This is a genomic window from Bradyrhizobium sp. P3_C3, assembly GCF_056402655.1.
Genome location: NZ_JBFUGY010000012.1, coordinates 56,836 through 68,419, shown reverse-complemented (window position 1 = coordinate 68,419; position 11,584 = coordinate 56,836). Strand labels below are relative to the sequence as shown.

Sequence of the window (11,584 nt, the reverse complement as noted above, 5' to 3'; positions counted from 1 at the left end):
TCCGCAGCATATCCACAGGCCGACTATGCCGGATTCGCGAGGCCGCACGAGCCACTTGCTGCGCACAAACCCACAGGGCGGCTATGTCAGCCGCCGGCCTGGTCGAAGACGGTGCGGCAAGCCTCGCTCAAGCTTGACCGGTTACGGCGCAGACAGGCCGTGATGGCGCGGACGTTGGGGATCTCGCCGGCGCAGAGCCGGTAGACGTCGGGGGTGCAGGCCCGGCGCTGCTCCGGCGTTCCCTGCTGTGCATTGGCGGCGGAGGCGAACAGCGCCAGGAACAGCCCGACCGTCGAGGCGCGGCGCGCCCGGCTCCTCGCACCCGCAAACCGTAAGAATCTTGCCTTCATGACCAAGTCTCCCGTCTGCCTTGCCCGCCCCCGGCCTTCGCTGGCCTGGGGCGGGCCGAGGGGTAGGAGAAATAAATCGCGGGGGATGTGATCTCTTTCACACTGCGGCCGGACGGGAGGAACGTACGGTTCCGCGGGGATTTTAAGGAATCGCTAACCAATCAGAGCCCGATCGCCGGGTCGCTAAAATGCGAACGATCGGCTCAATCGGGTAACAAACCGGCTTTGCGACATTGCGCCATCCGCGTTCTGCGAGGGTGCGATGAGCGAAGCCGAATTCAACTTGCTGCTGGATGCCGTCCGGGACGCCATGGTCTATCAAGATTTCGCGCCCGAGCCGGAGGAGGAATTCGTGCCCCGCTCGTGGTCGTACGTCGCAACGCCCAAAGCCGCCAATGACAATGAGGGCGCCTGGCCCCTTCTGCCGTTTCCGGACGGCTGGTACGCGGCCTGTTGAGACCACTTTCAACGTCAACCGATGCGCCCGCTCCCGCGGGCGTTTTGCTATCGGCCATGCGCCGGAATGGCGCGGGACCGATCAGGTCTTGACCCGCTCCTCGCCGTCCTGCGGCGCCCGATCGGGTGCGGCCGGCGGAAAGATGCTGTCATAGATCGCACGGGCCTCGCGAATGAGGCGAGCCCGCTCCAGCTCGGATTTCGGGACAAATCGGACGACGTCGCTCACGTGCTCTCCAGCTCCAGGGGTTCGTGACGCATCACTTCGCAGATGCGAAGTCTATGCCATCGGGCCTGAATCGCTGGTGTCCGCCAAGCCCCGGGCAAACCCGGTGTGCACGGTCTGGCAGGCCTTTACTGCGCGCGGGGCGGAACGCGCGGTGAGCAAACTTTGTGATGAAATATCAGGAGGTTGTAATGGAGGCCACGACCAGAATTGAACTGGTGTACACGGTTTTGCAGACCGTTGCGTAACCACTCCGCCACGTGGCCCCGTAAGGGCGGAGCAATATAGGGGATCAATGGCTTAGGCAACCCCGGCCGGGCGTTTACGCCTTGCACCCGCCCGGGCCGGCGAGATATTTCGCAAGAATCGCATCGGTCGGGCCGGCCGCGGTCATCCGCCCCTCCTCGAGCAGGATCGCGCGGTTACAGGTGCTCTGGATCAGCTCGATGTCGTGGGAGGCCAGCACCAGGATGCCGGCACGGGCCACGATCTCGTCGAGCCGCTGCCGCGCCTTCCGGCGGAATTGCTGGTCGCCGACGCCGATCCATTCGTCCAGCAGCACGATCTCGCCTTCCACGGCGGTTGCGACTGCGAAGATCAGGCGCAGCATCATGCCGCTGGAATAGGTCCGCAGCGGCAGGTCGAGCCTGTCGCCGAGCTCGGTGAACTCTGCGATCTCCGCCCGCCGCGCATCGATCTCGGAGCGCCGCGCGCCGATCACGAGCCCGCGGCGCACGATGTTCTCGTAGCCCGTGGCCTCCTCGTCGAAGCCGGCCGATAGGTCGAACAACGACAGGCAGCGGCCGAGCACGTCCACGCTGCCGGCGGTCGGATGATAGATGCCGGCGAGAACCCGCAGCAGCGTGGTCTTGCCTGCGCCGTTGGCGCCGATGATGGCGACGCGGTCGCCGGCGCGGATGTCGAGACTGACGTCGTTGAGCGCGGAGACGATGTGCGGCACAGCCCGCGTCCGGCGCAGCGTCACCGCGCTGACGAACCGGCTGCGCAGCGAACGGTCGCGGAACGACAGCACCGGAAAGTTGACCGAAACGTTGCGAAGCACGATGTGGGCAGCAAGGCTCATGCGCGCCTCACAGCCAATACGCCACGCGGTGGCGGTATTTCGCGTAGCAGCCGAAGGCGATGACGGCTACGACGATCGCATAGATCGCCCCGAGCAGCCATTGCTCCGGATCGGTCGGCTGCGACAGCAACGGCCTGCGCACGAGGTCGAGCAGCGTCGCGAACGGATTGGCGCGGATCAGCCAGTGGAACGTGGTGCCGCGCAGGGCGTCCGCGGTCCAGATGATCGGCGTCAGGAAGAAGATGAATTGCAGGCCGCTGACGATCGCCGTGCCGATATCGCGAAAGCGCGCGCAGAGCATGCCGAGCGCGACCGAACCGCCGAGCAGAACGATCAGCAGGATCGCAAAGCCGGGCACCGCCAGCAGCATGTTCCAGTACAGCGGCCAGGGCATCACGATGTAGAGCAGCACGACGATCACCAGATGATGCGCGAAGATGAGCACGTTGCGCGCGATCATCTGGAGCACATGCACGATCAGCGGCGCCGGCACGGCCTTGATCAGGTGGCCCGACGCCACGAAGATGCTTGAGCCTTCCTGGAGCGTCGTCGCGATCAGGGTCCAGACGATCAGGCCGACGGCGAAGGGCGGCAGGAAACCGGCGATGTCCTGCTTGAACAGTGCGGCGTAGACCGTGCCGACACTTGCGATCGTTGCTGCCAGCGTCAGCGTGATCCAGAGCGGGCCGATCACGGTGCGCCGGTAACGCAGCGAGATGTCCATCAGCGCGAGCGTGCCCCACCGATCGGGCCGCGCCGCCTGTGCAAGGATTTCCTTCGCCGCGGCCTGAATGCGACTGCCCCYTCCGCTTCCGGCTTTCCGATGCTGCGAAGATAACAGTTCGCGGCCCATCGGCCGATCGTCTCTACCCGCCCCTCTCGCGCGGGGCAATCAACCGTACGGAGGATTTAAGCGCGAGTCAGCTGCGCTTGCTGCGCCGGACACCGCGCCGGCGGTCCTTGACCGGCGGTTTTGGCGCCAATTCCGGCATTTCGGCCTGAACCTCGCGGTAGCGCGTCAACATCCGTTCAAAACTGGCATTGAGCGTCTCGGCGATATCGGGGCGCTTCTCAAGACTGGCCAGGATGGTCGCGGCCGCCTCGATGGTCGACAGCCCGTCTTTCCGCGGCTCCTTGCGCAGGCGTCCGTATCGGGAGGGATGCGCCGGGTTGAGGATGACGCGCTGGCATTTCAGCATCCAGGGATTGCGCCACCACAGCGCCTTGGCCTGGCTCCAGGTGCCGTCGAGCAGCACCACGCCTTCGAGCTTGCCGAGGATCGAGCGCTGGTTCTCCGGGACTTCGCCCTTGCGGTTGAGCGCCAGGATCTCGCCCTCGGCCTCCAGATCGGCCGCGCGCGCCGAGCCAAGATAGAGCACGGCCCAGTGCGAGGCGTTCTCGACCGGCCGCGCCAGCGCCTTGGACAGGCTCGGCCAGGACAGGCCGACCCGCACCGTGGCATCGGCAAAGTGCTTCGCAAGCAGCCGGGCGGTGCCGAGCGCCCTGTCCTGCTCCTGCGGATGCTGGAGGATCAGGAGCGAGAGCCGGTTCTTGATGGGCGTGACACTGTCGCAGATGCACAGCGGCATCGGCTTCTGGCAGTGCGGGCATTCGGGGATCGGATCGGCCGGCGCGGCGGCTGTGGGGTTCGACATGGTCGCCGCTATACGCTTGAAGCGGCGGTTCAACAACTCTCTTGCCGGGAGTGGCGCCGCCATAACCCCGAACCTCGGCACACGACAAAAAGACCGCCCGAAGGCGGTCTCGTTGCGCCGGTATGTCGAACGCGTCGACCGCTCTGCTAGACCGGCGTTCCGGCAGCGTCTCTCCAATCCACAGTACCATTCGCGGCCACGTTGGCGACCCAAATCGGCTTGCTGAGGTCGGTGTCGTAGAACTGAGCACCTACGTCGACATGGGCTTTGGGGCGGGGATTGGGAGGCGATGGTCATGAAGTGTGGTGGTCAGGCCGTAATACACGCCCCAGTTGATCGCCGAATGACGTTATCGCTCGGACTTGGTGACGTCTTGGAGGGTACGATCTTTCTACAAGGCTGCTGCGTTGCGTGACGTTCCGCGCGCGAAGGCCTTTCGTCCCGTGCGCTCTTTCGTCTTCGCAATGAGGTGTACGGCGGCTTGAGCCCGACGTGACTTGGCTGTCGGGCTCACGGCACGGGGCGTTTGCGCATGAACGCCGTCAACACCGTCTTGAACGGAGCCGGCGTGCAGTGCTGAACCGCTAGCAACAGCGAATAGAGCAGCTTCGATCCGAAATAGTAGGCCGGCTCCGCGTCCCACGGGATCACATACAGATCGTATCGGGAGGCGGGAAAATGCCGTTTGAACGCGCCGGCAGTGTTCAGCCGATAGACGGCCGGGAAGACATCCTCGCCCTTGCGGTCGTCCTGGGCCGACTGGATAATGCGGGCATGCAACTGGTCGGGGATCATCCGATTGGCGAGTGCGATGTATCCATAGCGGTTGGGCGTTCGCGCGCAGATCCAGCCGCCCGGCTTGAGCACGCGGTCGAGTTCACGGGCGGCTCTGGCAGGATCCTGGAGATGCTCGAACACGAAATCCGATACGATCACGTCGATGGATTGATCGGCGATCGGAAGCTCTCCGTCGGGTGTGATCACGAACGCCCGATCCAGCGCCTTGTTGGTCGTTACGGCCGGGTCGACATCCACCCCGACGAGCTCGCGCACCCGTCCCTTCAACGACCGCAGACTGCGCCGGTAGGCGACCGAATCCTCGCTCTGGCCGGCGCCTCGCCCGGCGCCAAAGTCCAGCACGACGGAATCCGGTCCAACCAAGGCCCCGACCCGCTGCCAGAACTGAATCGTGCCATCGACCCGAGAGAATCCACCCGCCGCAATCTCCGGGAAAAAGTGCGATCCGACCGTATTAGCCATTTGGCCAATCACTCCAAGACACCACGAGCCAGCCGATTTCCGCTCGCCCGCAAGGATTCCCAAGCACGTCACACGTTCTCGGGGCGGGATTCCGTTCGAATGCAACAGCTTCGGGCGGCGCGACGAGCGAAGGCTGCGCCCGTCTCCGTTCTGTAACGAGCTTTGTTGACAGAAATGAGAAGTAACAGCCTTTATGAGAACAGATGTTAAGTTGACAACATCAAATGTTAGGGGATCGAGCCGACTGACGGTGTCGGAAGGTGCGCGATACTTGGCCTATTCCGCGGGCGCGGCGAGCGGACGCGGCTCGGAGCGGCGGCGCAGGCGGTCGATCAGCAGGTAGATCACGGGCGTCGTGTAGAGCGTCAGGATCTGCGAGACGAACAGGCCGCCGATGATGGTGATGCCGAGCGGACGGCGCAGCTCCGTGCCCGGACCGGTCGCGATGACCAGCGGAATGCCGGCGAACAGCGCCGCCATGGTCGTCATCAGGATGGGGCGGAAGCGCGCCTGGCAGGCCTCGAAGATCGCCTCCGCCGAGGAAAGGCCGCGCTGGCGCTCGGCGTCGAGCGCGAAGTCCACCATCATGATGCCGTTCTTCTTGACGATGCCGATCAAGAGGATGATGCCGACGAAGGCAATCACCGTCAGCGGCGTGTTGGTGAGCTGGAGCGCAAGCAGCGCGCCGAGCCCGGCCGACGGCAATGTCGAGATGATCGTCAGCGGATGGGCGAGGCTCTCATAGAGCACGCCGAGCACGATATACATCGCCACCAGCGCGCCGAGGATCAGCAGCGGCTGGCGGCCGCTGGTCCTGGCGAAATCGCCCGCGTTGCCGTCAAAACTGCCGCGAATGCCTTCCGGCATGTGCAGCTCCTCGATCGCGCGCTGCACGTTCTGGGTCGCGGTCTGGAGCGGCACGTCCGGCATCAGGTTGAACGACACCGTGGTCGAGGGAAACCCCTGCGAATGGTAGACCGCCAGCGCAGCGAGCCCGCGCGTCGCATGCACCACGGCCGACAGCGGCACCTGCGCGTCATTGGCACCGGCGACATAGATGCGATCGAGGTTGGATGGGTCGACCTGGAATTTCGGGTCGATCTCCAGCACGGTCATATACTGGTTGCGCTGGGTGTAGATGATCCCGATCTGCCGCTGCGAAAATGCGTTGTTGAGCGCGTTGTCGATGTCCTGGACCTTGACGCCGAGCGCCGAGGCCTTCTGGCGGTCGATCGAGAGCGTGAGCTGGAGCCCGCCGGGATCGCGGTCGCTCGAAATATCGGTGATGCCCTCGACGCTCTCCATGCGCTTGGCCACGATCGGCGCCCATTTCTGGAGCAGGCCGAGGTCGGTGCTGGTCAGTGTGTACTGGTAGTCGGAATCGCTCTGCCGTCCGCCGGCGCGGACGTCCTGGGCAGCGAACATGAACAGGCGGATGCCAGGCACCGGGTACAGGGCGCGCCTGAGACGGTCGATCACGACCTGCGTCGAGACGTGGTCGCGCTCCTCCGGCGGCTTCAGGCTGATGAACATGGTGCCGCGGTTCGAGGTCGCTCCCCCCGGCCCGCCCCCGCTGCCGACCGTCGAGCCGATGCCGGCCACGGCCGGGTCCTGCATCACGATGTCGGCGAGCCGCTGCTGCAGGCCGAGCATGGACTGGAACGAGATGTCGGCCGAGGCGCGCGTCGCGCCGATGACGAAGCCGGAATCGTCGGTCGGGAAATAACCCTTGGGGACCTTGATGTAGAGCGTCACCGTAAGGCCGATGGTGGCGAAGAACACCAGCAGCGTCAGTAGCGGGAATTCCAGAACGGTGCGCAGGGTGCGGGCATAGAACGCGACGATGCGCGACAGCGAGCCTTCGATCAGCCGATCGAACAGCGTCGCGGTGCCGGACGTGGTCTGCCGGATGTAATGGGCGCAGATCATCGGCGTGACCGTCAGCGACACCAGCGTCGAGACCAGGATCGCAAAGGTCAGCGTCAGCGAGAACTCGCGCAGCAGGCGGCCGACGATGCCGTCCATGAAGATCAGCGGCGTGAAAGCCGCGATCAGCGACAGGCTGATCGAGACCACAGTGAACCCGATCTGCCGGGCGCCAACGAGCGCGGCCTGGAGCGGCCGCATGCCATGTTCGAGATTGCGGTACATGTTCTCGATCATGACGATGGCATCGTCGACCACGAAGCCGACCGAGATCGCCAGCGCCATCAGCGACAGATTGTCGATCGAGAAGCCCGCGACCCACATCCCGGCGCAGGTTCCGGCCAGCGCCAGCGGCACGGAGATGCCGGCCGCGATCGTCGGTGTCAGCCGCCGCAGGAACACGAACACCACGACCATCACGAGGACGGCGGTTGCCAGCAGCGTCCACTGCATGTCGAGCACGCTGGCGCGGATCGTGCTCGTGCGATCGACCAGCGTGGAAATATCGACACCCGCCGGGATCCATTGCTTCAGCGCCGGGATCAGGGCCTTCACCCGGTCGACGGTGTCGATGACGTTGGCGTCGCCCTGCTTGGTGATCTGGATCAGCACCGCCGGCTGCTTGTTGAACCAGGCGATGGAGCGAGCGTTGCGGACGGAGTCCTCGATGTCGGCGACGTCGGACAGCCGGACGAAATTGCCGTTCGAGCTCTTGATGATGATGTCGCGGAACTCTTTCGCCGTCCGCATCTGCTTGTTCAGCGACAGCGTCTCGCTCTGGCGCTCGCCGTTGAAGATACCGACGGGACCAAGCGGGTTGGCGTTGATGATCGCGGTCCTGACGTCGTCGGTGGCGATGCCGGCGTTGGACAATGCGACGGGGTTGAGCTGCACGCGCACCGCCGGCTGGTCGGCGCCGCTCACCGTCACGTCGCCGACACCCGGCACCTGCGAGATGCGCTGCGCGAGCACGGTATCGGCGACGTCGTAGATCGCGCTGGCCGACAGCGTCTTCGAGGTCAGCGCCAGCACGAAAACGGGCGCGCCGGCCGTGTTCGCCTTGCGGAAGCGCGGCAGCGTCGGCAGGTCGCTCGGCAGGTCGATCAGCGCGGCGTTGATCGCCGCCTGCACGTCGCGCGCGGCCTTGTCGATGTTGCGGCCGATGTCGAACTGGAGCTGGATGCTGGTCGTGCCGAGCGACGACGTCGAGGTGATCTGGTTGATGCCGGCGATCTCGCCGAGCCGACGCTCCAATGGCGAGGCCACCGTCGCCGCCATGACGGACGGGTCGGCACCCGGCCGGCTGGCCGACACGAAGATGGCGGGGAAGTCGACGTTCGGGACCGAGGCGACGGGAAGGAACTCGTAGGCGACGACCCCCAGCAGGAACAACCCGATCGACAGCAGCGTGGTTGCGACTGGCCGGCGGATGAACGGCTCCGAGATCGATGCCATCACTGCATCCCCTCGGTCGCGCCCGCGACCGGCGGGCCGCCGGATTCAGCCGGCGGCAGCGCCTGCTCGAGGCGGCGGTTGATGCGGTCGAGCGCGAGGTAGATCACGGGCGTGGTGTAGAGCGTCAAAAGCTGGCTCAGCAGCAGGCCGCCGATGATGGAGATGCCGAGCGGAAAGCGCAGCTCGGCGCCGGTGCCGCTCTCGATCGCGAGCGGCAGCGCGCCGAACAGCGCCGCCAGCGTCGTCATCATGATCGGACGGAAGCGCAGGAGACAGGCCTGCACGATCGCCTCGTTCGGCGACATCCCCTGCCTGCGCTCGGCCTCGAGCGCGAAGTCGATCATCATGATCGCGTTCTTCTTGACGATGCCCATCAGCAGGATGATGCCGATCAGGCCGATCACCGAGAGGTCCTGCCCGCACAGCATCAGCGCCAGGATCGCGCCGACGCCGGCCGAGGGCAGCGTCGACAGGATGGTGATGGGGTGGATGTAGCTCTCATAGAGCACACCCAGCACGATGTAGATCGTGATCACGGCGGCAAGCAGCAGCCAGGGCTGGCCGGCGAGCGCCTTGGCGAATTCGGCGGCATCGCCGGCATAGACGCCGACGATGCTGTTGGGCATCTCGATCCGGGTCTCGATCGTCTTCACCGCCTCGACGGCATCGCCGAGCGCGGCGCCCGGGGCGAGGTTGAAGCTGAGCGAGATCGACGGGAATTGCGCCTGGTGCGAGATCGCGAGCGGCGCCGTGGTGCGCTTCAGCGTCGCCACGGCCGAGAGCGGCACCTGGGCGTTGGGCGCGCCCACGATGCTGCTCGCCGCGCCCGGCAGATACAGCTTCGACAGGATCGAGGGATCGCGCTGGTACATCGGCAGCGCCTCCAGCACCACGCGGTACTGGTTGGCCTGGCCGTAGATGGTCGAGATCTGCCGCTGCGCGAACGCATCGTTGAGCGTGTCGGTGATTCCCTGCAGGCTCACGCCGAGCTGTCCGGCCCGGGTCCGGTCCACATCGAGCTGCGCCCGCAGGCCGCCCTCCTGCGCCTCCGAGGAGACGTCGCGGAACAGCGGATCGCGCCGCATCTCGGCAACGAGCTTGCGCGCCCATTCCGACACCAGCGTCGCGTCGGTCCCGGTCAGCGTGTACTGGTACTGCGAACGGCTCGACTGGGTCGAGATCTGCACGTCCTGCACCGGCTGGAAATAGACGGTCATGCCGGGGATGGCCGACACCCGTTCCTTCAGCCGGGTCACCACCGCGCTGACGTCGTCGCGCCGCTCACCGCGCGGCTTCAAGGTCATGACCAGGCGCCCGACATTGGTGGTCGGGTTGACCGAGCCCGCCCCGATCACCGAGACCACGCCGACCACGTCAGGGTCGGCCTTGATGGCACCGGCCGCCTCGGCCTGGCGCTTCTGCATCTCGGTGAACGACACGTCGGGTCCCGCCTCCGTCACCGCCGTGATCGAGGCGGTGTCCTGAAGCGGCAAAAAGCCCTTTGGCGCGACGACATAGAGGACGAGGGTCGCGACCAGGGTCGCAAATGTCACGAGCAGCGTGGCGCGCTGGCGTTCCAGGACCCAGAGCAGCGTCCGGTGATAGAACTCGACGGTGCGATCGATGAAGCGGCTGATCGCGGCCAATCCCGGCACCGCCAGTTCCTCATGGGCGTGCTTGAGCAGCCGCGAGCACATCATCGGCGTCAGCGTCAGCGAGACCACGGCCGAGGTCACGACCGCGATCGTCAGCGTCAACGCGAATTCGCGGAACATGCGCCCGACGAGGCCGGACATGAACAGCAGCGGGATGAACACCGCGATCAACGACACCGTCAGCGAGATCACGGTGAAGCCGATTTCGCTGGCCCCCTTCAGCGAGGCCTCCATCGCGCTGTCGCCGTTCTCCATGTGGCGGACGATGTTCTCGATCATGACGATGGCGTCGTCGACGACGAAGCCGGTGCCGATGGTGAGCGCCATCAGCGACAGATTGTCGAGGCTGAAGCCGGCGAAATACATGATGCCGAAGCTCGTGATCAGCGACAGCGGCAGCGCGACGCCCGCGATCAGCGTGGCCCGCAGCGAGCGCAGGAACAGCAGCACCACCAGCGTCACCAAGACGACGCTGAGGATCAGGGTGAACTGCACGTCGCGGACCGAGGCGCGGATCGTGACGGTGCGGTCGGAGACGATGGTGAGGTTCACGCCGGCCGGAATGGCGCGCTGGACTTTTGGGATTTCCGCCCGGATCTGGCTGACGACATCAATGACGTTGGCGCCGGGCTGGCGCTGGATGTCGATGATGACCGCCGGCGTGCCCTGGTACCAGCCGCCGGTGCGGTCGTTCTCGAGGCCATCCACGATCTGCGCGACGTCGCCGATCGTGACCGGGGAGCCGTTGCGGTAGGCGATGATAACAGGTTTGTAGGCGTCGGCGGCGGCGATCTGGTCGTTGGCGGCGATGAGGTAGGATTGCTGCGCGCCGTCGAGCGAGCCTTTTGGCCCGGAGACGTTGGCATTGGAGATCGCGGTGCGCAGATCCTCCATGGCGATGCCATAGGCGGCAAGGCGCGCCAGATCCGCCTGGATGCGCACGGCCGGCTTCAGCCCGCCGAGCACCGAGACGCGCCCGACGCCGGAGATCTGGCTCAGCCGCTGCGCCAGAAGCGTGTCGGCGATGTCGCTCATCGCCCGCAGCGAGATCGTGTCGGAGCGAAGCGCCAGGGTCATCACCGGTGCGTCCGCCGGGTTCACCTTGGCGTAGGTCGGCGGATAAGGCAGCGTCTTGGGCAGCACGCCGGCCGCCGCGTTGATCGCGGCCTGCACGTCCTGGGTCGCGCCGTCGATGTCGCGGTTGAGATCGAACTGGAGCGAGATCTGGCTGACGCCGAACGAGCTCGTCGAGTTCATCGCCGTCAGCGACGGGATCTGGCCGAGCTGCCGTTCCAGCGGCGCGGTGATCAGCGAGGCGATCACGTCGGGGCTCGCGCCCGGAAGCTGCGTCGACACCTGCACGGTCGGGAAATCGACCTGCGGCAGCGCCGAGACCGGCAGCGAGAAATAGCCGAGCGCGCCCCCGATCAGCAGGGCGATGCCGAGCAGCGAGGTCGCGATCGGGCGGCGGATGAAGGGTTCGGAGACGCCCATGGGATATGCCTGCCGCTCAGGCG

Annotated in this window: 8 protein-coding genes, 1 tRNA gene and 1 pseudogene; 1 reads left to right on the top strand and 9 read right to left on the bottom strand. The window is 65.7% G+C overall.

The window, feature by feature from the left end; all coding sequences use genetic code 11:
- Nucleotides 1–86: 86 nt before the first annotated feature.
- Nucleotides 87–350, bottom strand: a complete 264-nt coding sequence (locus AC1DW2_RS15645) for a hypothetical protein (RefSeq protein ID WP_231141931.1) — start codon at nt 348–350, stop codon at nt 87–89.
- Nucleotides 351–612: 262 nt separating this feature from the next.
- Here AC1DW2_RS15645 and AC1DW2_RS15640 point away from each other — a divergent pair, with 262 nt between their 5' ends.
- Complete coding sequence (locus AC1DW2_RS15640; protein ID WP_039148908.1) at nt 613–807, top strand: hypothetical protein; 195 nt, start codon at nt 613–615, stop codon at nt 805–807.
- Between the two features lie 81 nt (nt 808–888).
- Here AC1DW2_RS15640 and AC1DW2_RS15635 read toward each other — a convergent pair whose 3' ends face one another.
- From AC1DW2_RS15635 to AC1DW2_RS15600, 8 genes and pseudogenes are all read right to left on the bottom strand, one after another.
- Nucleotides 889–1,035: a hypothetical protein gene (locus AC1DW2_RS15635; protein WP_008132040.1), complete on the bottom strand. Its 147-nt coding sequence runs from the start codon at nt 1,033–1,035 to the stop codon at nt 889–891.
- 189 nt (nt 1,036–1,224) lie between these two features.
- Nucleotides 1,225–1,298, bottom strand: a tRNA-Cys gene (locus AC1DW2_RS15630).
- A 56-nt stretch (nt 1,299–1,354) separates the two neighbouring features.
- Nucleotides 1,355–1,960, bottom strand: a pseudogene (locus AC1DW2_RS15625) (ABC transporter ATP-binding protein); the annotation flags it as partial.
- A 163-nt stretch (nt 1,961–2,123) separates the two neighbouring features.
- Entirely contained in the window at nt 2,124–2,969 is an 846-nt protein-coding gene (locus AC1DW2_RS15620) for an ABC transporter permease (protein ID WP_477006504.1), read from the bottom strand.
- A 67-nt stretch (nt 2,970–3,036) separates the two neighbouring features.
- Nucleotides 3,037–3,771, bottom strand: coding sequence for a tRNA-uridine aminocarboxypropyltransferase (locus AC1DW2_RS15615; RefSeq protein WP_477006503.1), 735 nt, complete (start codon nt 3,769–3,771; stop codon nt 3,037–3,039).
- 510 nt (nt 3,772–4,281) lie between these two features.
- Nucleotides 4,282–5,094, bottom strand: coding sequence for a class I SAM-dependent methyltransferase (locus tag AC1DW2_RS15610; protein ID WP_477006502.1), 813 nt, complete (start codon nt 5,092–5,094; stop codon nt 4,282–4,284).
- Between the two features lie 213 nt (nt 5,095–5,307).
- Nucleotides 5,308–8,412 carry an efflux RND transporter permease subunit gene (locus AC1DW2_RS15605; protein ID WP_477006501.1) on the bottom strand — a complete coding sequence of 1,035 codons (3,105 nt, stop codon included), beginning with the start codon at nt 8,410–8,412 and terminating at the stop codon, nt 5,308–5,310.
- A complete protein-coding gene (locus tag AC1DW2_RS15600) occupies nt 8,412–11,561 on the bottom strand; it encodes an efflux RND transporter permease subunit (protein WP_477006500.1) in 3,150 nt (1,049 codons plus the stop codon). The genes AC1DW2_RS15605 and AC1DW2_RS15600 overlap by 1 nt, the downstream gene beginning before the upstream one ends.
- Nucleotides 11,562–11,584: the final 23 nt, after the last annotated feature.